The organism is Erythrobacter mangrovi (assembly GCF_013260645.1).
In the GTDB taxonomy this organism is placed as follows: Bacteria; Pseudomonadota; Alphaproteobacteria; order Sphingomonadales; family Sphingomonadaceae; genus Qipengyuania; species Qipengyuania mangrovi.
Genome location: NZ_CP053921.1, coordinates 775,940 through 800,192, shown reverse-complemented (window position 1 = coordinate 800,192; position 24,253 = coordinate 775,940). Strand labels below are relative to the sequence as shown.

Annotated in this window: 23 protein-coding genes; 9 read left to right on the top strand and 14 right to left on the bottom strand. The window is 64.1% G+C overall.

Features of this window, described 5'->3' with window-relative positions:
- Positions 1-149 precede the first annotated feature (149 nt).
- The gene (locus HQR01_RS04190) at positions 150-764 is read left to right on the top strand and encodes a hypothetical protein (protein ID WP_173212828.1); all 615 of its coding nucleotides are present in this window, start codon (positions 150-152) and stop codon (positions 762-764) included.
- Positions 765-770: 6 nt separating this feature from the next.
- Here the strand turns inward: HQR01_RS04190 and HQR01_RS04185 are convergent, their stop codons facing one another.
- From HQR01_RS04185 to HQR01_RS04175, 3 genes are all read right to left on the bottom strand, one after another.
- Positions 771-1,232, bottom strand: coding sequence for a MarR family winged helix-turn-helix transcriptional regulator (locus tag HQR01_RS04185; RefSeq protein WP_173212826.1), 462 nt, complete (start codon positions 1,230-1,232; stop codon positions 771-773).
- A 79-nt stretch (positions 1,233-1,311) separates the two neighbouring features.
- A complete protein-coding gene (locus HQR01_RS04180) occupies positions 1,312-1,629 on the bottom strand; it encodes a cupin (protein ID WP_173212824.1) in 318 nt (105 codons plus the stop codon).
- A gap of 52 nt (positions 1,630-1,681) precedes the next feature.
- Complete coding sequence (locus tag HQR01_RS04175) at positions 1,682-2,617, bottom strand: carbon-nitrogen hydrolase family protein (protein ID WP_173212823.1); 936 nt, start codon at positions 2,615-2,617, stop codon at positions 1,682-1,684.
- A 92-nt stretch (positions 2,618-2,709) separates the two neighbouring features.
- Between HQR01_RS04175 and HQR01_RS04170 the strand changes: the two genes are divergently transcribed.
- Positions 2,710-3,588 (top strand): LysR family transcriptional regulator, encoded by an 879-nt coding sequence (locus HQR01_RS04170; protein ID WP_173212822.1) that lies wholly within the window; start codon positions 2,710-2,712, stop codon positions 3,586-3,588.
- Here the strand turns inward: HQR01_RS04170 and HQR01_RS04165 are convergent, their stop codons facing one another.
- Together HQR01_RS04165 and HQR01_RS04160 are read right to left on the bottom strand one after the other, a co-directional pair.
- Complete coding sequence (locus tag HQR01_RS04165; protein ID WP_173212821.1) at positions 3,589-4,272, bottom strand: cyclase family protein; 684 nt, start codon at positions 4,270-4,272, stop codon at positions 3,589-3,591.
- Positions 4,236-4,526, bottom strand: a complete 291-nt coding sequence (locus HQR01_RS04160) for a CBU_0592 family membrane protein (RefSeq protein ID WP_173212820.1) — start codon at positions 4,524-4,526, stop codon at positions 4,236-4,238. Before HQR01_RS04160 ends, HQR01_RS04165 begins: the two co-directional genes overlap by 37 nt.
- A gap of 481 nt (positions 4,527-5,007) precedes the next feature.
- On the opposite strand from HQR01_RS04160, the gene HQR01_RS04150 reads away from it, so the two are divergent.
- Both HQR01_RS04150 and HQR01_RS04145 read left to right on the top strand, forming a co-directional pair.
- On the top strand, positions 5,008-5,562 hold the full coding sequence (locus HQR01_RS04150) for a hypothetical protein (RefSeq protein ID WP_188115108.1): 555 nt from the start codon (positions 5,008-5,010) through the stop codon (positions 5,560-5,562).
- Between the two features lie 189 nt (positions 5,563-5,751).
- Positions 5,752-7,809 (top strand): TonB-dependent receptor, encoded by a 2,058-nt coding sequence (locus HQR01_RS04145; protein ID WP_173212818.1) that lies wholly within the window; start codon positions 5,752-5,754, stop codon positions 7,807-7,809.
- A gap of 9 nt (positions 7,810-7,818) precedes the next feature.
- Here the strand turns inward: HQR01_RS04145 and HQR01_RS04140 are convergent, their stop codons facing one another.
- The 3 genes from HQR01_RS04140 to dcd all read right to left on the bottom strand — a co-directional run bounded on the left by HQR01_RS04140 (position 7,819) and on the right by dcd (position 10,720).
- The gene (locus HQR01_RS04140) at positions 7,819-8,994 is read right to left on the bottom strand and encodes a saccharopine dehydrogenase family protein (protein ID WP_173212816.1); all 1,176 of its coding nucleotides are present in this window, start codon (positions 8,992-8,994) and stop codon (positions 7,819-7,821) included.
- 380 nt (positions 8,995-9,374) lie between these two features.
- On the bottom strand, positions 9,375-10,169 hold the full coding sequence (locus tag HQR01_RS04135) for a thioesterase family protein (protein ID WP_173212814.1): 795 nt from the start codon (positions 10,167-10,169) through the stop codon (positions 9,375-9,377).
- Positions 10,166-10,720, bottom strand: a complete 555-nt coding sequence (gene dcd, locus HQR01_RS04130) for a dCTP deaminase (protein WP_173212812.1) — start codon at positions 10,718-10,720, stop codon at positions 10,166-10,168. The genes HQR01_RS04135 and dcd overlap by 4 nt, the downstream gene beginning before the upstream one ends.
- 237 nt (positions 10,721-10,957) lie before the next feature.
- Between dcd and HQR01_RS04125 the strand changes: the two genes are divergently transcribed.
- Positions 10,958-11,242, top strand: a complete 285-nt coding sequence (locus HQR01_RS04125; RefSeq protein WP_173212810.1) for a GIY-YIG nuclease family protein — start codon at positions 10,958-10,960, stop codon at positions 11,240-11,242.
- 492 nt (positions 11,243-11,734) lie between these two features.
- On the opposite strand, the gene HQR01_RS04120 is transcribed toward HQR01_RS04125, so the two are convergent.
- The 4 genes from HQR01_RS04120 to HQR01_RS04105 are packed head-to-tail and all read right to left on the bottom strand — an operon-like array spanning position 11,735 to position 14,233.
- Positions 11,735-12,421: an SDR family NAD(P)-dependent oxidoreductase gene (locus HQR01_RS04120; RefSeq protein ID WP_173212808.1), complete on the bottom strand. Its 687-nt coding sequence runs from the start codon at positions 12,419-12,421 to the stop codon at positions 11,735-11,737.
- Positions 12,418-12,750: a putative quinol monooxygenase gene (locus tag HQR01_RS04115; RefSeq protein WP_173212807.1), complete on the bottom strand. Its 333-nt coding sequence runs from the start codon at positions 12,748-12,750 to the stop codon at positions 12,418-12,420. The genes HQR01_RS04120 and HQR01_RS04115 overlap by 4 nt, the downstream gene beginning before the upstream one ends.
- Positions 12,743-13,630, bottom strand: a complete 888-nt coding sequence (locus tag HQR01_RS04110; RefSeq protein ID WP_173212806.1) for an SDR family oxidoreductase — start codon at positions 13,628-13,630, stop codon at positions 12,743-12,745. Before HQR01_RS04110 ends, HQR01_RS04115 begins: the two co-directional genes overlap by 8 nt.
- A 3-nt stretch (positions 13,631-13,633) precedes the next feature.
- A complete protein-coding gene (locus HQR01_RS04105; RefSeq protein WP_173212805.1) occupies positions 13,634-14,233 on the bottom strand; it encodes a TetR/AcrR family transcriptional regulator in 600 nt (199 codons plus the stop codon).
- A 200-nt stretch (positions 14,234-14,433) separates the two neighbouring features.
- Here HQR01_RS04105 and HQR01_RS04100 point away from each other — a divergent pair, with 200 nt between their 5' ends.
- Positions 14,434-14,835, top strand: coding sequence for an SRPBCC family protein (locus HQR01_RS04100; RefSeq protein WP_173212804.1), 402 nt, complete (start codon positions 14,434-14,436; stop codon positions 14,833-14,835).
- Positions 14,832-15,695: an RNA polymerase sigma factor gene (locus tag HQR01_RS04095; protein WP_173212803.1), complete on the top strand. Its 864-nt coding sequence runs from the start codon at positions 14,832-14,834 to the stop codon at positions 15,693-15,695. Before HQR01_RS04100 ends, HQR01_RS04095 begins: the two co-directional genes overlap by 4 nt.
- Here HQR01_RS04095 and putA read toward each other — a convergent pair.
- Positions 15,692-18,862, bottom strand: a complete 3,171-nt coding sequence (gene putA, locus HQR01_RS04090; protein ID WP_173212802.1) for a bifunctional proline dehydrogenase/L-glutamate gamma-semialdehyde dehydrogenase PutA — start codon at positions 18,860-18,862, stop codon at positions 15,692-15,694. The two genes, HQR01_RS04095 and putA, sit on opposite strands and share 4 nt — an antisense overlap.
- 100 nt (positions 18,863-18,962) lie before the next feature.
- The gene (mtnP, locus tag HQR01_RS04085; RefSeq protein WP_173212801.1) at positions 18,963-19,835 is read right to left on the bottom strand and encodes an S-methyl-5'-thioadenosine phosphorylase; all 873 of its coding nucleotides are present in this window, start codon (positions 19,833-19,835) and stop codon (positions 18,963-18,965) included.
- A gap of 243 nt (positions 19,836-20,078) precedes the next feature.
- On the opposite strand from mtnP, the gene HQR01_RS04080 reads away from it, so the two are divergent.
- Complete coding sequence (locus HQR01_RS04080) at positions 20,079-22,859, top strand: phosphoenolpyruvate carboxylase (RefSeq protein WP_173212800.1); 2,781 nt, start codon at positions 20,079-20,081, stop codon at positions 22,857-22,859.
- A gap of 53 nt (positions 22,860-22,912) precedes the next feature.
- Positions 22,913-24,250 carry a patatin-like phospholipase family protein gene (locus HQR01_RS04075; protein ID WP_173212798.1) on the top strand — a complete coding sequence of 446 codons (1,338 nt, stop codon included), beginning with the start codon at positions 22,913-22,915 and terminating at the stop codon, positions 24,248-24,250.
- Positions 24,251-24,253: the final 3 nt, after the last annotated feature.

Below are 24,253 nucleotides of genomic sequence, written 5' to 3'. Positions count from 1 at the left end.
TCGAAAAGCGAGACCTGCCTCCGGTCTCCATCCGGTCGATCCGGCTGGCCGCACTAGGATGAGGGGTGCCTTGACAACATTTATGTGTGTATATACACCATACAATAATTGGAGTTATGCTTCGAAGGTTGATCAAGGAAGGTGCGAGCATGAGTCATTCACGAATTGTCACCCTGCCGACCATCGTCGTGGTTGCGGTTTGGGGCTGTTTGATTGCGGTTCTTGCGCAGCGTGGAGGTTTTCAGGCGCAAGGCTCCCTGCCGCCGGTCAACATTCTCCTTGCGGCAGTACTGCCGCCGGCGACCTTCTATGCCGCGTTTCGCTTCTCGAAACGGGTTCGCGATTGGGTTCTTGGCTTTGATCTCCCCCTGATCATTGCGTTGCAGGGTTGGCGCGTAGTCGGTGCCGCCTTTGTCTTCTACTGGGGTTATGGACTGCTGCCGGCGGCGTTCGCCGCCCCCGCAGGAATCGGCGATATTGCCGTAGGACTGATGGCCCCGTTCGTCGCGATCAAGGTTGCTCGCAAGCTTCCTGGGTGGGAAAGGGCCGCAAATGGCCTGATCCTGGCAGGGATGACCGACTTCATAGTTGCCTTCTCGATGGGGATCGCACTGCGCGACCGTGGCGGCGAAGGAATGGACTTCAGCCAGCATACGGGCCTGCTGGCGGAGTTTCCGCTGACCATGATCCCCTCGTTCCTGGTGCCGATGTTCATCATCCTGCACCTTATCGCGTACCTCAATATGCGGGGTGCAAGGGGTTGAAGACACCTAGTCCGCGTCATCACCCAAGGTGGCGCGAACTTGCTTCAGGACGTCGCGATAAGCTGCGGTCTGGTCCGTGCCCAGTTGCTGGGCAAGGTGCTCTTGAGCTTCTGACCAAAGCGGAAAGGCAAGCTCGAACACCGCCCTGCCGCCCGGACTAAGCGAGATGGCACCAGACCGTGGACCCCCGTTGGCCTCGCGTCTCTCGATCCAGCCATTCCGCTTCAGCACCGCAAGGTTCCGCGATGCCGTTGAACGTTCCATTCCAATCGCAGCGGCAAGCGCCGAAATGGTTTCGGGCTGCAGCAGCGTAATGGCTGCAAGCATGTTGAACTGGGTGACATTGATGCCCGCTGGACGCAGGGCCGTGTCATAGATTGCGGTCACCTGCCTCGCGGCCTCGATCAGGCTCGCTGCGAAGCAGTTGTCGGACACGAAGCGCGCCTTTGCATTCAACGGACGGGTCACTCCTGATCATATTTCGATGAGGGTGTACCTATCAATGCAATGCAGCCGGTGTAAGCCCGTCACTCCGGATAAGGTTCGGTTACACCGAACCGCGCTTTTCGATTACTAGTATGCGGGCCTCTCCGACGGGATGAGCCACATGTTCGTCACCGACTTCCGCAACGAATATGTCCGATGCTGTTAGCCGGGCACAATGCTCGATGTCGTCGAGGCGATAGTGCATGTCGACCTCGCCGTTGAGCACGACGAAAACCTCTGCGCCATCGTTCTTGTGCCACTTATAGGGCTGGTCGGTCCAATGCACCCGAACGCTCGCACCCTCGATATCGATGAGATCCATTGCGCCCCAAGCTCGATCCGCGCGGTACTGCGCGATCTCGGTGACTACTTTTGGCATCCTTGATCTCCACCAGGTGTGGCAGCCATTGATCGCCGTCTAGGCCAGTACTTCAGGTGCCTTCAACGTCCTTCTCGCAGAACGACACGGAGGCGCGGCGAGTAGTGTCGACCGACAATTGGAAGATGTCGGGCCGTGCGTAATGCCCGGCAACGTCGAAGTCGTACCGCGCGCGGGCGATCGCACTGCGGTCGTAATCGGCCACCATCAGGCCTTCGGAACCCCGCAGCGGAGCGGCGAGTTCTTCGCCCAGGGGGCCGAAGATCACCGACCCGCCCGAGATCAGGTCGGCATCATCCGGCCAGTTGGCAACCTTGGCGCCCGATCGAGCCGGTGGCTGCTGGTACTGGCACGCCGAGACTACGAAGCAGCGCCCTTCGAGCGCCACATGGCGCATGGTCGCTTGCCATTCCGGTCGGGCATCGACGGTCGGGGCGCACCATATCTCCACGCCCTTCGCATAATAGGCCATGCGCAGCATGGGCATGTAGTTCTCCCAGCAAATTGCCGCTGCGAGCTTGCCGGCCCGGCTATCGATCACCGGCAATGTGGACCCGTCGCCTTGGCCCCAGATCAGCCGTTCGGTGCCCGTCGGCATGAGCTTGCGATGCTTCGCTACCAGGCCCTTGCCGGGCTCGAGATAAACCGCGGTGCAATATAGCGTGCTTCCGTCGCGTTCGATCACTCCGGCGACGATCGAGCAATCGAGCCGCACCGACATGGCGGCCAGCTCTGTGATCTCGGGGCCGTCCAGATCGATCGCGTGGTCATAATAGGCCGCAAACTCTTCTCGACCTGCAGCGGTGCGGAACCCGAGTTGTGTTCCGAACCCTGCGCCTTTGGGATAGCCGCCGAAGACGGCCTCGGGCAGCACCAGCAGATCAACTCGCTCGTCTGCCAGTTCCGCTTCATGGCGGAGAATTGTCTCAAGTGTGGCGCTCGGACCTTCCGGCCGTGAACCGATCTGCAAGGCTGCTAGGCGTGCCATGGGTTTTCGTCTCCCGTTTCGTTCGCGCGACAGATGGGCATGACAACTATTCATACAACAGATAGAACAGATACTTGATATCGCTTTGATTGATGACTGATCAACTCGACCTGAATCTACTCCGTGTCTTCGAGGCGCTGCTCGAGGAGGAGAGTGTGACCCGGACTGCTCACCGGCTCAATCTCAGCCAGGCCGCAGTCAGTGCGGCTCTCGGCCGACTCAGAAAGAGCTATGGCGACATCCTGTTCTTTCGTGCGGGGCATGGCATGGCACCAACGGTCAGGGCACTGGAACTGGCGCCTGATATCAGGCGCGCCATGGATGCCATCCGCGCAACCTTGGGGGGCAGTATATCCGAGAGGCGGCACGTCATTCTGGGCATGTCCGACGATATCGAGATGGCGTTCGGGTCGCGCTTGATTGCCAGTTTCTCGAACGACCTGCCAATGGTGGTCCCGGTCTTCCGCCAATCGCACAGTGAGATCGCGGCAGAGCTCCTGAGAGAGAGGACCATCGATTTCGCCCTTGGCTCGGGCGGCCTGATGGCGCGCGGACTGCACCGCATTCTGCTCGGTACTTCGGTCTATCTAAGCATAGCGCGGAAGGATGGCGAGCACGGGGTAATCGACCTGGACCAATTCTGCGATCGACCACATTTGCTTATCTCGGCTGGCGGGATGAGCGGCATCGTCGATACGGCCCTTGCTGCTTTGGGGAGGAGCCGCAGCGTCGTGGCTTCGAGCACTCATTTCTCCGCAGTCCCCTTCCTCCTTGAAGGCGATATGATTGCAACGATACCTGCCCATGCAGCACGGGCAATCGCGCGGGTCGCCGACCTTCATGTCTTCGAGCCGCCGGTGGAACTGGGAAGCTACCCCCTCGAGCTGTCGGCGCGCTCAACCGACTTGCGCGATCCCCTGAAGGCGCAAAGCATGGACGTCATCCGGCGTGCCTTCACACCGGCCGAGTAGTCACTGCCCGGAACCGACCTTGGCGTATGCTCTTACCGGGAAGGTCCCGAAGCCGACGATCTTCGGTGGTACCGCATGGAAGCGAAAGCCCGCATCCGGCAGATCGTCGAGATTGGTTAGGTGTTCACCGATCGGGATATCGGCGCCGAGCAGTGTCGTGTGGACCGGGCGTGCCCTCACGCGCGTATCGTCTATGTTGTGAGAATCGATCCCCACAAAGCTGGCGCCGCGTTCTGCCAGAAACCGAGCGGCGGATTCCGTGAGGTATGGGTGGTCGGTGAAGTAGGTTGTGTTTCGCCAGTGCCGGTCCCAGCCCGTCGCAATGAGCACGGCCTTGCCTTGGACGTCCAGTCCGTCAAGGTGCTCCGCCTCGGTGGCCAGGCCGTGTTCGAACGGCCTCCGCACCACGATGGCTTCAAGGTCCGCCAGCGATTCCAGGGGTAGGCCGGCCAGGTCCTTGCCATCCACGAAGCGGTGGAACGGCGCATCCACATAGGTCCCGGTGTTGGAGACCATGTCGATCCGTCCAATCAGGAAGCTGGACCCGTCATCGAAGTTGGCCGCACTCGTTTCGCGACTGTAGAAGTCGCAAATATGGGGGCCAGGCAGACCGATGTAAGTTTCCATGCCCTCTTCGATCTCATGGCTCAGATCGACGAGACGCCATTCCTTTTCAGTTTCCATAGTGCGGTGATTCCTATTCCGAACCAGATGATGTTCAGCGCCACCGAAGGCATCGCTCCATTCCAGCCGCTATTCACGATGAAGCCGACTGCCCCGCCAATGTTGAGCCACTGGTAGGCGGGCGACGTGGCCTGCATCTTGCCGATGGACAAAAGGCAGTAAGCCAGCAGGATGAGCGACGCGCCCATCCAGCCCACTATTTCCACGATGAGATCGAGGGGGTACACCGATTTGCGATCCAATGCAGCTGGCATGCTGATTAGCTAATTGGCATATTGATCAATCAAAGGCAAACGTAAGGAACCTATGAGCAGGGCAGGCACCGAATTTCGCGAGGGCGAGGACGAGATCTTCAAGGCATTGGCGTCGCCTAGCCGGCGACAATTGCTTGCATGGTTGAAGGATCCTCAGTCCCACTTTCCTCCACAGCGGGAAGGCGACCTTGAGGGCGATGGGGTGTGCGCCCTGCACATTGCCGAGAAATGGCAAGTCACCCCGGCGACTGCGTCTCGACACTTGAAGCTGCTCGAATCGACTGGACTGGTGACCTGCGTTCGAAAGCGTGGTTGGTGCTATTACCGTCGCAACGAGCCCGTCCTGCGCGCGTTTGCCGGTGCTCTGGCGCAAACGCTCTAGGGGTTGGGTTAGTCCACCGGCCTTGAGTCGACCCGGGGACGGATTTGCACGGGAGGCCCGTCGAGGCTAGCCTCGACGGGCAATCCGAAGGTAGTAACCATGGCGAAATCCGTATCATATGTCGCCGCCGTCCTATTGTGGTCGGCCGCAGGGCCGGTTTGGGCGCAGCAGGCACCGGTTACCGAAGCAGAACCCGATGCCGAGGATGTCGTCAGCACTCCACTGACCGACCTAAACCTCAAGAAGGGTGAGATTCCCGAACTGCTGCAACACGCGGTCGACCAACCTTACGACCTCAACGGTCTTTCTGGCTGCCGGGCCCTGATCGCCGAAGTGGGTCGGCTCGATGCGCTGCTGGGCGATGACTATGATCTCTCAGCAGGGTCGAAGGGGCGGCTTACCGCGGGGGACGTTGGCAAGTTCGCCGTCGGTTCGCTGATCCCTTTCCGCAGCTTGATTCGGGAAGTCTCGGGGGCGAGTTCCGAGCAGCGCAAACTCCAGAACGCAATTCGCGCAGGCATGGCCCGGCGCGGCTTCCTCAAGGGCGTGGGACACGCGCGGGGCTGCGCCTGGCCCGCCCGCCCGGCGAATGAGGCCGACGTCCGAAGAATCGAAGCCGAACGGGCAGCCGCTGAACGCCGGGAAGACGACTGACGCCAGCGCCGCAGCGGTTCGTCGCACGCCGTTGGCCTTTCATCTATTGCGTGGACGCGCAGCAAAGAAAACACTTGTGCACGGAACGCCCATGCCTATCTGGCCGTCGTTATGTTGTATCATAAGACTGGCCGCTCCATTCTCCTCGCCTCTCTCCCCCTGCTTGCGCTGCCCAGTGCGCAGGTGGCCATGGCCCAGCAGGCAAGCGAAGACCTTGCCTTGGAGGCCAGCGACACTGCGGAGGATACGCACCCGACGACCCCCGAAGAGATAATTGTCACCGGGGTCCTGCAGACCAACCGGCAAGACATGCTTTCGGCAGTCGGCGTGCTCTCGACCGAAGACCTGGCCAACGCAGTACGACCCTCGATCGGCGAGACATTGGCCCACTTGCCGGGGGTTTCCGCCAGTTCCTTCGGACCCACTGCATCGCGCCCCATCCTCCGTGGCTTGCAGGGTGAGCGGGTCAGCGTGTTGAGCAATGGCCTGGGTTCGATCGACGTGTCCAATACTTCGGCCGACCATGCCACTGCGGTCGACCCGCTGCTCGCCGAGCGCATCGAAGTGCTGCGTGGTCCGCAGGCACTGCTTTACTCGCCATCGGTTGTGGGCGGTGTGGTCAATGTGATCGATCGCCGGATTCCGATGCATGTGCCGGACGAGCCGGTGCACTTCGCAGGTGACCTGGACTACGCTTCCGCCGCGAACCAGCGCGCCGCGTCAGGCACGGTCGATGTGCCCTTGGGCGACAAATGGGTTGTCCATGCCGACGGAAGCTACTCGAAGAGCGACGACCTCGAGATCGGCGGTTTCGCGCTGACCCCGGCGCTGCGCCAGCAGGCACTAGCCTCTACCACTGCCACAAGCGATCCGCTGTTTGCAGAGAATGCCGGCGTGCGCGGGATCCTGCCCAACACCGCCAGCCGCACCTGGAGCGCGGGGGCTGGCCTCGCCTTTATCGATGACGGCGGCAGCCTTGGTGTCTCCTATAGCCACCATGAAACGCTCTATGGTGTGCCGCTGCGCTTCGCGACGCAGCCGGATGAAGAGCAGGAAGATCCGCGCATCAGCCTGTCGCAGGACCGCGTCGACGTTCGCGCTGAAGTCACGCCCGAAAGCGGATTCTTCGACAAGATCCGCCTGCGCTGGGCCTATGCCGACTACGCCCATTTCGAACTCGAAGAAAGCGGTGAGATCGGCACCTCCTTCCTCAACAAGGGCCAGGAGGGGCGTCTCGAACTGACGCAGGCGCGGCGCGGCAACTGGAGCGGCGCCAGCGGTGCCCAATACTCGTTCCGCGACTTTAACGTGATCGGCGACGAAGCCTTCCTGCCCAAGAACTCGACCAGGACCTTTGGCCTCTTCACCGTGCAGCAGCTCGATCTCGGCATGATCAAGCTCGAGGCTGGCGCACGCTACGGCCATCAGAACGTCTCCGCGCAACCTGCCCTGGAGCAGACCGAGTTCTTCGATGGTAGCCGCAGTTTCGACACCTTCTCGGGCTCGATCGGCGGCACCTGGAACTTTGCCGGGGACTGGCGGATCGGCGTGAACGTCGCCCGCACGGGCCGCGCGCCGAGTGCGGAGGAACTGTTCGCCAACGGTCCCCATGCGGGAACGCAGTCGTTCGAGATCGGCAACCCCGACTTCCGCGTGGAGAAGGCCACCAGCGTCGAGGCGATCCTGCGCGGCGGCGGCGACCGCTACACGGTCGAGGCCTCCGCCTATTACACCTGGTTCTCCGACTACATCTACCAGCGCCAGACCGGCGATATAGAGGACGGCCTGCCAGTCTACGAAGGCGTCCAGGGCGACGCGCGGTACTATGGCTTCGAACTGCAGGGCACCCTGACCCTGGCCAGTATCGGCGAGATGGATATCGTCGCCGATGGCCTCGTCGACTATACCCACGCCACCATCCTCGATTACGGTCCGGCCCCGCGCATTCCGCCGCTGCGGGCGCTTGGCGGGATCGGCCTGGAATCGCGCATGATCGACGCGCGGGCCGAGGTCGAATGGGTCGACAGCCAGACCCGTACCGCACCGCTGGAGACGTCGACCGATGGCTATACCATGGTCAATGCCGAGCTGACCTGGCGCCCCTGGGGCGAAGACCGACCGTTGAGCTTCGCGCTTTCGGCCAACAACATCTTCGACGTCGTCGCGCGCCGGGCGAGCTCGATCCTCAAGGACTATGCCCCGCTGGCCGGGCGCGACTTCAGGATCAGCGCCCGGTTCAATTTCTAGGCCACTCGACTAGTCTTCGACGGCGAAGCTCAGTTCGGCGTGGTCGCGCAGTCTCTCGACCAGCGCCTCGCCGAGGAACGCGCCCGGCGTCCCCACGCCGCCACCTGCTTTGCTATCGAGCAGCGCCATGCCGGTTTCGGCGAGCATGCGGCTGGTCGAACCGTAACCCGGATCGTACCGCCCCTTCACGCCGTAATGCAGCCGCGCGCCGTCGGGCCATTCGCCGATGAACAGCACGTCATAGAAGCCGTTCTCGCGCTCTTCCTTGCTCGGCCCCTCACCCGGCTTGGGCGGCTTGGCGCCGAAGGGGTTCTTGAGCATGTCCAGCACCGCATTGGCAGCGGCCTTGCCCGCCTCGCCCGGGCTGGTGAGCATCATCTCGTCGTAGCGGAAATCTTCGCCATAGGGATGCCCACGCAGGAAATTGGTGCGGTGGACGTTCTTGGTGTTGATCGTCGCCATGATGAAGGGCGCGGCCCACTTGTCGAGCTCGGCCTCGTGCCGCGGGATCATCCCGTTGGGCTGGTCGGGGCCCTCGAAGCCGGGGGTCAGGCCGAAGGGCGAATTGAGCACCTTGATGATCGACGGCTTCCTGGCGGCCGCCTTCATCGTCTCAGTCAGGCTGGCCGCGGTGCCGCCCGAGAAGCCGCCTTGCATGGCGCGCACGCGACACTTCACCCGCGGCGCAGGCGACCCGTGCCGCTTCACCGCCTCCTGCTGGAGCATCAACACGCCGAGATCGAAGGGGATCGAATCGAACCCGCTCGAAAAGGTGATCCGCGCGCCGCTCTTCTTCGCGGCTTCGTGATGCAGGTCGATCTGTTCGCGCATCCAGGCGGGCTCGCCGCATAGGTCGGCATAGTCGGTCCCGGTCTTCACGCAGGCGGCGACCAACGCATCGCCATAGAGCTGATACGGCCCGACCGTGGTCAGCACTACCCTGGTGCGGTTGCACATCGCTTCGAGGCTGGCCGGATCGTCGGCATCGGCAACCACCAGCGGGGTCGACTTGGGCGCGCCGATTTCGTCGCGCACTTCCTCCAGCTTGGCCATGCTGCGCCCGGCCATGGCCCATTTGGGCGCATCGGGTCTGCTGCCATATTCGCGCACGAAATGTTCGGCGACGAGACGTCCGGTGTAGCCGGTCGCCCCATAGACCACGATATCGAATTCCCTCTCGGCCATGCTGTCTCTCCTTTGCCCCCATGAATGCGCGCGCAGCCAGCACCTGTCAAAGCCCTAGAAATCCTAAAGGGTGGAACGGGTGGAACAGGGTCCAGCCAAGAATCTCTCGCAATGTCATTCTGCAACGCGTGAAGCGTCACCCTGGGGCCAGATGTGTCACCCGCGCTGGCCGAGGTGTCACCCTGGCGTTCCCGGCTGTCACGCCCCGCATAGGCAAAGTGTCGCGTTGCGGTGGGGCTGCCGTAATCCCCACGGACCCGAAGTGTCACCCGGTAACCGGGGCTGCGCGAGCGGAAGTCTGGATGCGAGGCGGCCATTGCCGCGACCAAGGCGCATTTCGGGCAAGTAGGAAAGCGCGCAAGCCGGCCAAGCCTGACCTGCTATGATGCGCGCGGGATGCGGGGCAGCACGCCGGTCTGGCTGGAGATTGCCAGCAAGCGCCCGTCTTCGGCAAAATGCCGCGCCGAACCGTGGACCACGCCGCGTTCGAAGGCGGCGAATTCGGTGACCGAAAGCACCCATCCGGGCTCGCAGCCCTGCACAAACCGGAACATGGCATCGAGGCTCGATCCCCCGCGCGATGCCGGATGCGCGCCCAGGAACAGGTCGGAGATGATTGCCAGCCAGCCTGCGTCCACCGCGAACCCGGCGCGCGAGCGGGTCCAGACGGCGTGCACGCCCCGCTCCTCGTCATGGAGCGCAACGTGATAGTCGAACTGGTCGGGCAGGCCGCCGGGCGCCGAATGGCTTATCTCGACCGGCGTTGCGGCATCGGGTCCGACGACGTCGGGCATCTTGGCGAACAGCGTCTGTTCGTAGGGCTCGCGATAGCCCAGCGCCCCGCTCGCCCGGTGGGTCGGGCGTCCGTTGACGCTGGCCGATGCGGCATATTGCGCCACCGCCTGCCCGCCGCCGCATTGTTCCACTTCGATGGCGAGCTCTTCGGCATGCTGGGTGGGGCCAAGGAACTGCACCTGTGCCCACAACAGCGGCAATTCGCTGTCGAGCTCCATCGCATCGACAATCGCCGCCAGCGCAACGCCGCCCATGATATGCGGCGCGCCATCGGGCCCGGCTGTGGCCGGCGGCATGACGGGGAGCACGAATTCGCCGCTTCGCTGGCCATCCCGATCATTGGGCACCACGCGCCAGAACGGAAAGCGGCCGACGCTCATAGGCGTGGCAGAGTGACCCCGCGCTGGCCCATATATTTGCCTGCGCGGTCGGCATAGGTCACTTCGGGTCGCTCGTTGCCCTGCAGGAAAAGGAACTGGCACGCCCCTTCATTGGCGTAGATCTTCGCCGGGAGCGGGGTGGTGTTGGAGAATTCCAGCGTGACGTGGCCTTCCCAGCCCGGCTCGAGCGGGGTAACGTTCACGATGATTCCGCAGCGCGCATAGGTGCTCTTGCCCAGGCAGATCACCAGCACGTCTTCGGGGATACGGAAATATTCGACCGTGCGCGCCAGGGCGAAGCTGTTGGGCGGGATCACGCAGACATCGGTATCGCGGTCGACGAAGCTGTTGCTGGCGAAATCCTTGGGATCGACCACCGCGCTGTCGACATTGGTGAAGATCTTGAATTCGGGCGCCACGCGGGCGTCATAGCCGAAGCTGGACAGCCCGTAAGAGATGCACCCCTCGCGCCGCTGCGCTTCGACGAAGGGCTCGATCATCCCCTCGTTCATCGCCTTGTCGCGGATCCACTTGTCCGAAAGAATCGCCATGCGTGAGGGATTCCCGATTGGGCTGGCGGGGGCAAGCGAAGGGGGTGGGATATCCCCTTTTGCGCAATTGTATTGACTAGCCTTCGACAGGCTCAGGCTGAGCGGGCGTCGGGATTAGGTTCAGCGAGCGGGGAAGGTAGCAACTGTGGGGCGCCGTGTTCTAGTAGCGGTCAAATCGCACCAAACCCGCTCAGTCTGAGCTTGTCGAAGGCCATGCGCTGGCCATAGCTCCTTGGAATGGCCTTCTACGCTTATCTCCTCCTGTGCAATGACGGCAGCTATTATGCCGGACACACTGACAATCTCGGCGAGCGCATGGCGCAACACCAGTCGGGAGCGATGGGTGGCTACACCGCAAAGCGCTTGCCGGTGAGACTTCAGTGGTCCGAGGAGTTCCCGACGCGAGACGAGGCGTTCGACGCCGAGCGACGGATCAAGGGCTGGAGCCGGGCGAAGAAGCAGGCGCTGATTGCAGGCGATTGGGGCCTGATCTCAAAGCTGGCGCGGAACCGTCAGGGGTAAGCGGCTATTCCAAGCTACCGCTATATCGGTGAGAACCATCCGCGCTTGCAGCCTGTCGATTGGCAGTCTTCGATGGTCAAATTGTAGCGACCATCGGGAAAATACCACAAGGTGACCTGCGCGGTTTTTGACCCTTCGACCTCACACAGTCCCCGATAAAGTCCAGAATGCTCCGATCTATCGTCCGCCACTCGTTTGAGCGTAGCATGATCTCCACAAAGAAGCGCTGGCCGATGAACATCCGTCTTTGGGCGCGCGATGATCTGCCGATTCCCAGTGTCATCCAGCAAGAAGCATTCTTCAGAAGTCGAACAGACTGAAATGGCGTCTCGAACTTTCTCGTCAATTGTTCGCGTGTCGGTGCAGCCAAGCAAACTCATTGCGGCAATCAACATCAAAACTAGCCTGGCCATGTCGGCACTCTACCGCCCCCTAATTTGGCTGCAATCGGCCCGTACGAGATTTGAGTGGCTTCGCAGCAGATGCATCGCCTCAGAAGGTCTCGTTGTAAGGGCGCAGTTCGACTTCCCAGCTCCATGCGCTGCGATCCTGGTCGGCGACTGCCAGGTAGGACTGGGCGATCGCATCGGGGTGGAGCGTTGTGTCGAGGTCGTCGTAGGGCGCGCCGCGTTCGGGCTGGTAGATGACGCCGTCGATCACGAAATGTGCGACGTGGATGTTGCGCGGTGCCAGCTCCCTGGCGAGGCTCTGGCACAGACCGCGCAGGGCGAACTTGCCCATCGCGAAGGGCGCGGATTGGGCATAGCCCTTCACCCCCGCGGAAGCGCCGGTGAACAGCATGGTGCCGCCGCCCTTTGCGAGCATGACCTGGGCCGCCGCGCGCGCCACCAGGAAGGCGCCATAGGCGCTGACCATCAGCACATCGCGTACCTTGCCCGTGTCGAGTTCCGCGATCGGGCCGCGGGTATAGCCGCTGGCATTGTAGACCAGGAGGTCGGGCGAGCGACCCTCTGCCGCCAGCTGCGCGAACAGGCTCTCGACGCTACCCTCGTCTGAGGCGTCGCAGGCATGAGCACTCGCGCCGGTTTCCTCGCACAGGTTGGCGAGTTTGCGGATATCGCGCGCGGCCAGCGCCACGTTTGCTCCGCGCGCGGTGAGCAGCCGGGCGAGCGAGGCGCTGAGGCCCGGGCCCGCGCCGACGATCAGGGCATTGGTCATAGGAAGAATTGCTCCGCTGATATGGGGGAGGTGGTCGCGAGGTGCTGGATCTCCACCGGCGCGGCCAGCCACGCCTGGTAGCTGGCGAAGACCGCCTTCGTGTAATCCTGCGCGTAATGTGCGGCGACGGCGGCCTCATCGTCGAAGATCTCGAACAGGTGGAGCAGCCCCGGCTCGTCGCAGTTCTCGAGCACAGTGAAGAGGTGGCAGCCCGGCTCGGCGAGCGTTGGAGCAACAAGTTGCTCCAACGCCGCCTTCGCCTCCGCGAAATGCTCGGACTTGGGCCGGATCGTCGCGAAGATATGAAGATGCTCGCCTGCTTCAGGCATCGACCGTCTCGGGCAAGTAGACTGACTTCAGGTTCTCGACCAAGCCGGCCTGGATCGGTGCGGTCGCTGCGTTGACGGCATCGACGCCCATGTCCTGGCCCACCTGTGTGCGGATCGGGCGCGGGCCCTGCATCTCGACCAGCTCGACAATCTTGCGCGCGACATTGCCCGCATCGGTCATCGCATCGCCCTGGTCGAACATGTCCTGGAACATGCCGAGCAGCCGTTCGCGACCCCCGGCGAAGGCACCATAGGCCTTGACCGCGGCGATGTCGGCCGGGGCGGGGGAGGATGCGACCAGGTCGGTGCCGTGGCCGCTCGGTTCGATCAGGACGGAGTCGATCCCGAAGGGTTCGAGTTCGTAGTGAAGCGCCTCGCAATAGGCCTCCATCGCCCATTTGCTGGCGCAATAGACGCCGAAATAGGGAATGGTGAGGCGACCGGCGGACGAGCTGAGGTTGATCAGCAGGCCCGACCCGCGTTCACGCATGTGCGGCAGGACGGCGCGGCTGGTGCGCGCGAGGCCGAACATGTTGACGTCGAAACAGGCCTGCTGCTGGTCGAGCGTGAAGGCCTCGGTCAGGCCCACTGGCATGATGCCTGCATTGTTGACCAGCACGTCGAGCGGGCCCTGCGCCTCGATCGTAGCGATCGCCCGGTCGACCGACGCCTGGTCGGTCACGTCGAGTTCCAGCGGCTCGAGCTTGTACCCGCCGTCGCGGGCCCAGGCTGCGAGGTCACGGGCCGCGTCGCGATTGCGACCGGTGATGTCACGCATCGAGGCGTAGACCTTGTGCCCGCGCTGCGCGAGCGCCTTGGCGGCAAGCAGCCCGATGCCGCGACTGGCACCGGTAATGAGGATGGTTTGGGGGGTAACCATGGATCACTTTCTCTCTTTGAAGGTTGATTTGAGGAAGAGGCGGAGGGGCGTCCCGTCGCGGGTTGCCTTCATGCGGGTCAGCGCGCCGCTCCAGGAATTGAGCAGCCAGTCTGCGGCTTCGCTGTCGGTCAGGTGGTCGAGGCCGATATCGGCCTTGTCGATTTCGGCGATGCAGGCGGCGACGACTTCGCTGAGTTCGTGCCAATTGGTCTGGAGCACCGCCTGGAAGGCCGGTTCTTCATCGGCGAGTTCGGTGGTCAGGTTGCACATCAGGCAGCCCTGGCTGAACTGGCGCGCTTCGAAATCCTCGTAGGCGGTCTGGAAGAAGGCCTTCAGCCGTTCAAGCGGCGGCACGTCGCGGTCCAGCAGGATCGCCCGCGCGCCTTCGAGCTGCTGGGCATGGTAATGCCTGGCGACTTCGAGCCCGAAGCCCTCCTTGCTGTCGAAATAGTGGTAGAACGATCCCTTGGGGATCTGCCCTTCGCGCAGGATGTCGTTGATGCCGACGCTCTCATAGCTGCCCGAGCGGATCAGGTTCATCCCCACCGTGAGGAGCTTCTCCCGCGCATCGTTATAGGCGTCTGCATTGCGTGTGCGTGCCATTGCTGGTGTCCTGCCGGTTGTTCGTTGTGCGGATGAATGCCGCTTGCAGGATTAAAAATAGACTGGTCTAATAATCATTCAAGGGCAGGCGGAGAATTTTTTGCGATGGGCCAGGAAAGTGAGTCACAGACCGGCACCCGCACCCCTCCTTGCTTGATGTGGGCCGGATTGGCCGGCACCACCGCAGCAAGGAAAACTCCATGAAGACCTTTGATGTTCAATCGATCGAGATCGACCGCCCGGTGAATGAGGTGTTCGACTATGTCGCCAATCCGGCAAACCTTCCCAACTGGACCAATGCCTTCAAGAGCGCGGACCACGAGAAGGCCGAGCTGGTGACCCCCGCCGGTGCGGTGCCCATCGCGCTCAAGACCGTGGCACAGGCGGATGCGGGCACGGTCGACTGGTTCATGACCTTCCCCGATGGCGGCGCCGGTATGGCCTATTCGCGCGCGACGGCGAATGGCGAAGGGAAGGCGATCTATTCCTTCGTGCTCATGGCGCCGCCGGTGGCGCTCGAAGCGCTCGAAGGCGCCTTGAACGAGCAGATGGCGATCCTCGCCAGGGAGCTCGCAGAACTGAAGGCGGTGCTCGAAGGATGATCATCATCCGCGAAGACCAGGTCGTGGCGGCGCGGGAAGGAAACCGCGCCGCCCTCGATGCGCTGGTCCGAGCCGCCCAGCGCCCGATCTACAACCTCGCCCTGCGCATGTTGGCCGATCCCGGTGCCGCCGAGGATGCAACGCAGGAAATCCTCATCAGGATCGTGACCAATCTCGGCGCGTTGCGGGATCCCGCGGCGGCGGGGGGCTGGGCCTTGCGAATCACCTGTCGCCACCTGGTCGAGCTGCGCAAGCAGAGCCGGACCGAGGCCATGCGCCTGAGCTTCGAAGGTTTCGCCGAAGACCTCGACCAGGGCCCGGCACCGCTGGCCGAAGCCGGGCTGACTAAGGTTGAGGAGGCGATCGCGCTAGAGCAAGTCAAGATCGGCTGCACCCTGGCGCTGCTCACCTGCCTGTCGCGGAACCTGCGGATCGCCTACATCCTGGGAGAGATCTTCGAACTTACCGATGTAGAGGCCGCCAGGGCGCTCGAGATCGCCCAGCCTGCCTACCGCCAGCGGTTGAAGCGCGCGCGTGCCGCGGTGCTGGACTTCACCCGGGCGAAATGCGGCATCGTCTCGCGCAGTGCGAGTTGCCACTGCTCCCGTCGCGTCGTCCCCGCGCTCAAGACCGGCAGGATCGGACTGGATGGCGCGATCGACCGGAACGACACCGCCCAACCGTTCGACCTGCAGCGCCTGCAGGACGGGGTCCAGCGTCTGGAATCGGGGCGCGCAGCCGCCGCCCTGATGCGCTCCAACCCCGGCTTCGAGACTGAGGTAGCTTCGCTGGTACTGACGCTCCTCGATACCGACGCTCGCACAAGGCTGGACCAGACACTCACCTGCCGACCGACCTAGCTCGCCAACAGCGTCGCATTCCCACCGGCGGCCGTGGTGTCGATGCACACCACCCGTTCGGTCGCGAAACGCAGGACGTAGTGGGGGCCGCCCGCCTTGGGGCCGGTGCCGGAGAGGCCCTCGCCGCCGAAGGGCTGGCTTTCGACCACCGCGCCGATCTGGTTGCGGTTGACGTAGAAATTGCCGACCCGCGCATGGCGTTCGACATATTCGCGGGTCGCCTCGAGCCGCGAGTGGAGGCCGAGCGTCAGGCCATAGCCGGTGGCGTTGATGTCGCGCACTACCTGCGGCAGGTCTTCCGCCTTGAACCGGACCACGTGCAGCACGGGGCCGAAATTTTCGCGCTTGAGGTCGAGGATCGAATCCATTTCGATGATCGTCGGCGCGACGAAGCAGCCGCTGGCCAGTGCCGGATCGAGATCACGCCGCCAGATCGTGCGGCCCGACTGTTCGCGCCGCGCCACATGGCGTTCGAGCGCGGCTTGCGCATCGGGATCGATCACCGGGCCGACATCGGTGGCGAGGTCTTCGGGATCGCCAATGCTCAATGCCTCGAAGGCGCCGCGGATCATCTCCAGCATGCCGTCGGCGACGTCATCCTGCAGATACAGCACGCGCAGCGCCGAACAGCGCTGACCGGCGCTCTGAAAGGCTGACGCCACGACGTCGCGCGTCACCTGTTCGGGTAGCGCGGTCGAATCGACGATCATCGCGTTCTGCCCGCCGGTTTCGGCGATGAAGGTGGCGATCGGCGCATCGCGCGCGGCGAGGCTGCGGTTGATCGCCTGCGCGGTCTGGGTCGATCCGGTGAAGGCAACGCCCGCGATGCGCGGGTCGGAGGTGATCATCGCACCGACCTCGCCTGCGCCGGTGATCAGCTGGAAGACGTCTTCGGGGATACCGGCCTCGTGGCACAGTCTCACCGCCAAAGCGGCGATCAGCGGGGTCTGTTCTGCAGGCTTGGCGACCACCGTATTCCCCGCCGCCAGTGCGGCAGCAGCGGGGCCGATGAAGATCGCCAGCGGGAAGTTCCACGGACTGATCGTGGCGAAGACGCCGCGCCCCGCGAGAGTCAGGCGGTTCTCCTCGCCGGTCGGCCCGGGCAGTGGGATCGGCGCGCTGAACAGCCGCCGTGCCTCGCCCGCGTAATAGCGCAGGAAATCGACCGCCTCGCGCAGTTCGAGCACCGCGTCGACCAGCGTTTTGCCCGCTTCGCGCTGGCACAGGCTGAGGATTTCGTCAGTGTGGTCCTCGAACAGATCGGCCGCGGCTTCGAGCAGCAGCGCGCGCTTTTCGCCGCCCAGCGCATCCCAGCCGGGCTGGATCGCTTCGGCCCGCGCGATCGCCTCGGCGACCTCTTCGGCCAGCGCGTCGCGGCGGGTACCGACGGTCTGCGACAGGTCATGCGGCTTGGTGATCGGCGCGGTTTCGCCCTCCGCATCCGACACGCAAGTCGGTTCGGCATGCCACTGACGGGCTTCCAGCGCGGCAAGGCGCTTCAGCAAGGGCTCACGCACGGTCGGATCGGCCAGGTCGACGCCCGCCGAATTGACGCGGTTCGGCAGGATGTCGCGCGGCAGCGGGATCGCGGGATTGCGATACGGCACCATCGCGGCCAGATCGCCCACCGGGTCGGTAACCAGCTCGCTCACCGGCACGTCGGCGTCGGCCATGCGGTTGACGAAGCTGCTGTTCGCCCCGTTTTCGAGCAGGCGGCGCACCAGATAGGCGAGCAGGTCCTTATGCGTGCCGACCGGGGCATAGATGCGCACATTGGTGCGGGCATTGCCCTCGGCTGCGGCGAGCGCGCCATAGACGTCCTCGCCCATGCCATGCAGGCGCTGGAATTCGAATTTCTTTGGTTGGCCTACCGCTTCGCTGCTTGAGGCCAGATGCGCACCCGCCAGCGCCTTGATCGCCCCGATGGTATAGGCGTTGTGCGTGGCAAAGGCGGGGTAGATCACATCGTCCGCCGCCAGCAGCCGTTCGGCGCAGGCGAGGTAGCTGACATCGGTCGCCAGCTTGCGCGTGAAGACCGGGAAGTCACTGTAGCCGCCCACCTGGCTCAGCTTGATCTCGGTATCCCAATAGGCGCCCTTGACCAGGCGGACGAAGAAACGCCGGTCATGCTTGCGCGCCAGTCGCGCGATCCAGTCGCACAGCGGCACGCCGCGCTTCTGATAGGCCTGGATGGCCAAGCCGAAGCCCGTCCACTGGCTGCCGTCGGCGCGGGTGAACAGGCTGTCGTCGGCTGCAAGCGCTTCGATGATGTCCATCGACAGTTCGAGCCGCTCGGCCTCTTCGGCGTCGATGGTGAAGTGGATGTTGGCGTCGCGCGCATGGGCCGCGAGGTCGCGGATCATCGGTACCAGGTCGGCCACCGCCCGTTCGGCGTGGAGGAAACTGTATTTCGGATGCAGCGCCGACAGCTTGACCGAGATGCCGGGCGAGGTTTCGACCTTGCCGCTCGCTTCTTTCGCCAGCCGCGTGATCGCGCGTTCGTAGGATTGGCGGTAACGTTCGGCATCGGCATAGGTCATCGCGGCTTCGCCGAGCATGTCGAAGCTGTGGGTCAGTCCCTTGACGCGTTCGGGCGCCGCGCGCTTGAGCGCTTCGTCGATCGTGCGGCCGAAGACGAACTGGCCGCCAAGAATCTTCATCGCCTGCAGCGTCGCCTTGCGGATGACCGGTTCGCCGAGCCGGTTGACAGTGCGCTTGAGCGTCTTGCCGAGGCCCTTCTGCGCTTCCTCCGGCCGTTCGAGCACTTCGCCGGTCAGCATCAGCGAGAAGGTCGCGGCATTGACGAAGGTCGAAGAGCTTTCACCGAGGTGGTCGGCCCAGTCGATATCGCCGATCTTGTCGCGGATCAGCGCATCGGCGGTGGCCGCATCGGGCACCCGCAGCAGCGCTTCGGCGAGGCACATCAAGGCGATGCCTTCCTCGGTCGCGAGGCCATATTGCTGCAGGAAGGCGTCGAGCCCGCTCGCCTTGCGCGCCCGGGCCCCCTCGATCAGCCGACCGGCCAGCCTGGCAGCCTCCCCGCTCAGCTGCGAGGCACGCGACGCCTGGGCCATGCGTTCGGCGACGATCGCGTCTTCCTCGGCGCGGTAGGCGGCGCGGACGTCCTGGCGGGAAATGGGCTTGGGAACTGTGGTGTGGGTGGCCATACGACTCGTTGCAACTGTTACGATGACGGGTCGGCCCTTGGACCCGCCGCAGCGTGCAATCAAGCGAAGTCGGTGGGTGCCGTAGCGTTATCCGCCGGTGTCAGCCCGGGTGAAGCAGGCGACCAGCCACCGCGTCGAGCTTGGTCAACAGCTCCTTGTCGTGGTGTTCGGGCGCGGTGATTACCGCATCAGTCAAGGCGTGGTCGATCGGCGAGGGATTGCGCTTCTTGGGCAGGCCCTTGCAGAAGACCTCGACCGCCTTGCGCGCGATGGCCGCATTCTTGTTCATCTGCGCGATGACTTCGGCGACGTCGACGCTCGCTTCGTTGTCGCGCCAGCTGTCCCAGTCGGTGACCATGGCCAGCAGGGCGTAAGGCAGCTCCGCCTCGCGCGCCAGTTTCGCCTCGGGCATGCCGGTCATGCCGACCACTTCGGCGCCCCAGTGGCGATAGAGCTTGCTCTCCGCACGGCTGGAGAATTGCGGGCCTTCCATCGCGAGGTAGGTCGCTCCCTCGCTGCATTCACCGCCGGCTGCGGCAACCGCCTTGGCGGCGTGCTTGGACAGGCGCGTGCAGACCGGTTCCGCCATACTGACATGCGCGACGAAGCCATCGCCGAAGAAAGTCGAGGGACGGCCCTTGGTATTGTCGATGAACTGGTCGACGGTGACGAAGCGCCCAGGCGGGAGTTCTTCCGACAGCGAGCCCACCGCGCTGATCGCCAGGATATCGGTGCACCCGGCGCGCTTGAGTGCATCGATATTCGCCCGCGCATTGAGCGACGATGGCAGGATGCGATGCCCCCGTCCATGACGCGGCAGGAAACGCACCCTGACATGGCCGATGGTGCCGCACAGGATCTCGTCCGAGGGTTCGCCCCACGGCGAGTTGACCTTGATCCACTGCGCATCTTCCAGCGCATCCATCGCGTAGAGGCCCGATCCGCCAATGATGCCGATGGTCCAGTCGCTCATGCCCTATATCCCGTATGCCAAGCTCTATAGTGTCTGCGCCAAGCTGTGACCGTTCGGTTCCGGGCTTGGGTTAATGCGCGTGCGTGGGTGGAGGCTTGCGCGCGCGCTGTCCAGCCCCCAAACCGTCGGGATCGCCGCAACCGTATTCATGGCGCGCCGCCCGAACCGCGCCTTGACAGTGGGGCGGCTTTCCCGCCGAACGGGCGCGCAAACCCGCCGCCCACGTAGTCGAGGGGAACGACGATGCCCGACCAGCCGCTCCAGACGACCCTTGCCGCGCTCGAAGAGCGACTGCGGACGCTGCACGCACGCACCGCCGACACGCCGCTGTTCAATCCGGTGTTCCAACTCTCGCTCGACCTTTCGCGCCAGCTCGAGACCGGCGCGACGACCATCGCGGACCTTGCGCGACTGATCGACGAACTGGAGGCGATTTCGCTCGAATCGCGTGCCGGGCGGCTGCGCAAGCTAGTCGATCCCGCGGGGGTCCAAACGCGGCTGGAAAAGCTGGCGACGGCCGGGAGTGATTTCGCGAGCTTCCGCAGCTTCTGGGAACGGCCGCACCTCCACGCGGTCTTCACCGCTCACCCCACCTTCCTGCTCAGCCGCGCGCAGTCTGCCACCGTGGCGCAGGCCGCGGCGAACGGCGGCGCGATCCCTGCCAGCCCGGCCAGCGGACGGCCCGACATCACGCTCACCTATGAGCATGAATGTGCGATGGCGGCGATCGCCCACGCGCAGGATGCGCGCGACCGCATCGTCGGCGCGGCGCTGCGCTCCGCCAGCGCCGCCTGGCCACAGCAGTGGCACGAGCTTGCCCCGCTTCCCTTCCGTTTCGCCAGCTGGGTCGGATACGACATGGACGGGCGGACCGATATCAAGTGGTACACGTCGATCGCCTTCCGCCTGCTGGAGAAGGCCGAGCGGCTGGAGCGCTATGCCGCTTCGCTAGAAGCAATCGATCCGCAGCACGGACTGCTGGCGACCTTGCGCGCGGCGCAGGCGCGAACCGCGGCGAGCGCTGCCGACTTCTCGGGTGATCTCTCCGATTCCAGCGCCTTGTCGGCCGCGGCCAATCGGCTGACCGCCGGTGGTCCGGACAAACTGCTGTCCTTGACGCCGCTGATCGACCAGCTTGAAACCGAAGCGATGTCGGCCGGGACCGAGCGTGCGGTCGCACTCCGCACGTTGGCCGCGGCGATGCGCGCCGATGGATTGGGCATGGGCTGGATCCATTTCCGGGTGAACGCCAAGCAGCTGCACAATGCCATTCGCCAGCGGTTGGGCGATGCGGCGGGCATCGATCTTGGCAGTCGCGGCGCCGTTGCCGCGCTGCGCGAATTGCTCGCCGGGGTCGAACCGGTCAGCGCCAACTTCGCCAGCCTCGCGGTCGAAAGCTCGACCGCCGTACGCCAGTTCCTCGCCATGGCGCAGATCCTCAAGCATATCGATGCCGATGCGCCGATCCGCATGCTGGTGGCCGAATGCGAACAGCCCGCCACTGTGCTCGCGGCGCTCTATTTCGCGCGCCAGTTCGGGATCGAGGACAAGGTTGATGTTTCGCCGCTGTTCGAGACCGAGACTGCACTGGAGCATGGCGGCCGCTTCCTCGATGCTCTGCTCGCAGAGGAAGACTATCGCGCCTATGCCCGTCGGCGGGGGCGGGTCTCGATCCAGACCGGTTTTTCCGATGCCGGCCGCTTCGTCGGCCAGATCCCGGCGAGCCTGGCGATCGAACGCCTGCAGGGCCGCTTTGCCGAGGCCATGGCGGCCAATGGGCTGACCGATGTCGCCGCGCTGATCTTCGACACCCATGGCGAGGGGATGGGGCGCGGCGCGCATCCTTCCAGCTTCGAGGACCGGCTGGAATGGCCGCTGTCGCCCTGGACGCAGCGCCGCTTCGCCCGGGCGGGGATCCGGCTCGAACCCGAAGCGAGTTTCCAGGGCGGCGATGGCTATCTGTTCTTCGCTACGCCCGAACTGGCGCTCGCCACGCTGACCAGCATTGTCGAATTCAGCCCAGCCCACACCGATGCCGATGCGCCGACCGACCCCTTCTATCGCCGGACCGACCTCAGCCTCGATTTCTACCGCGCGATCAAGGAGCACCAGCAGCGCCATCTGGCGAGCCGCACCTACAGCCGCGCGATTACTGCCTTCGGCCTTGGCCTGCTCAACGAAACCGGCAGTCGCAAGTCGCGTCGCCAATCGGACCTTGCCGCCGATCGCGACATGAACCTGCGCCAGATCCGGGCAATCCCGCACAATGCCATCCTCCAGCAGCTCGGCTATCCGGTGAACGTCATCGCCGGGGTCGGCAGCGCGGCGGAAAGCAATTACGAGGATATTGCCGCACTACTCGATGAAAGCGCGCGCGGACGGCAGATCATGCGCTTGGTGCGCGCAGCCAACGCGCTTGCCAGCATCAAGACCGTCGCTGCCTATGGCGAGCTGTTCAATTCGGCCTATTGGGCCAGCCGCCCCTATCGCGGGACCGAAAACCACCTCGCCGAATCCTGCGAGGCGCTGGCCGAATACTTGATCACCGACGATCGCAACGGGGTGTTCCGACGGCTCGCTTCGCGCCTGCGGGTCGATGCGCTCAAGCTCCATCGGCTGCTCGCGCTGGTGCCTGATGACGATCCTCACCCCGAGCGTGAAGGTGTCCGCCGGTTGATCGGTGTGCTGCAGGCCGTGCGCCTCGCCCTGCTGCAGCACATCTTCCTCAAGGCCGTGTCGGTTCCGGCGTTCAGCCGTGCCAATGACATCAGCCGCACCGACGTCCTCGAGATGGTCTTCTCGCTGCGGATCGAGGATGCGTTGGCGCAGCTTCGGCGCGCCTATCCGGTGAGCTTCCCGCGCAAGGAGGATTTCACGCTCGATGAACCGGGTGAGTATCCGCGTGGACAGGGAGAGGGCTACGCCGCGATCCGGGCACAATACATCGATCCGATCGACGACGCCTATCGCCTGTGCCTGCGTATCTCGACCGCGATCGCCAATGAGTTCGGCGCGCATGGCTGATTGAAATCCTCACAATTTCAGCGCATTGTCCGCGCTGGGTTGGGGAGGGACGCATGCTGAATTTCATTCTTGGCGCGGTGACGGCGATCGTTGCCCTGATTTCGATCGGGCTGGTCGTTTTCAAGGTCTTCCGGCGCGGGGCGCTGCTGTTCGAGGTCGAAGGCTTCTACACCCACGTGATGGACGGCGATCCCGGGCCGATCATCCGCGACGTGCAACGCGATGCGACCGCGCTCGAACAGTGCCGCATCGACGATCCCCTCTCCTGCGCGATCCGCGATGCGGTGCTGTGCCACCAGCAGGAGGGCGAGCCGGAATGCAACGTGCTGCTACTCTCGGGTGGGGGCCAATGGGGGGCCTTCGGCGCGGGGCTGTTCGATACGCTGAGCCGGCAAAGCGGGCCGGACGAACTGGCGCTTGCCAATATCGGGGTCATTACCGGCATCTCGACCGGCTCGCTTCAGACGCTGATGCTGATGGTCGCGCTCGACCCCAAGCAGACGCCGGACATGCGGCGCTATGCGCTGGACCGGCTGGTGTGGGGCTATTCGCCCGAACACGAGAGCGACGTCGTCAACAACACGGGTCTCATCAAAGTGCCGCTGTTCGGCTCTGCCGCCGGGACCGCGCCGCTGCGCAAGCGGGTCATCGAAGCGTTGGCTCCGGCTGGCGATTACCGGCTGGTCGAAGCGATCGGCGCATCGAGCGTTGCCGGCTACGCCGGCTTCGTCGAGGCAGAGCGCGGCATTTTCCGCTACGCCGACCTGCGCGAACTGGTGAACAAGGCCAGGAACATGGAACATGCGACCGAGGCACTGGCCGCCGCGACCATGGGTTCTTCGGCCATGCCCGTGTTCCACCAGCAACTGCGTGTCGCCGGGACCGATGGCAGGCCGCTGTCGCTCTATGATGGCGGGGTGCGGCGCTCGGTCTTCTTCGATCGCGCCATGGCATTGGTCGACCGCGAAGTCCGTGCCGGTATGGCCCAAAGGGGCATCATGAAGACCGATACGGTGACGCAGGAGGCCTTCGCCGAAGAATACCGCCTGAACGCGCCCAAGGTCTATGTGGTGCGCAACGGCCCGACAGCGCGCAAGCCGGACCCGCGCCTGAACACCAGCTCGGGCCCGCTCAAGAATGGCCAACGCGGCTACGACCTGCTGGTCAACGAAAGCGAGATTGGTGCAATCGCCGCGCTCAGGCTCAGCAATCCCTATGGCGAAATCCTGCTGACCACGGCCGACCAGTACGACACCTTTCCCAGCGACGTTGGCGAGAACTTCAAGAAGGACGAGATGTTCAAGCCGGCCTTCATGGCGCGGCTGCGGGATCTGGGGAGGTACAAGGCGGAGCGCGATGGCGGGCCGTGGTGGCCGCTGAGCAGGCTCTGACGC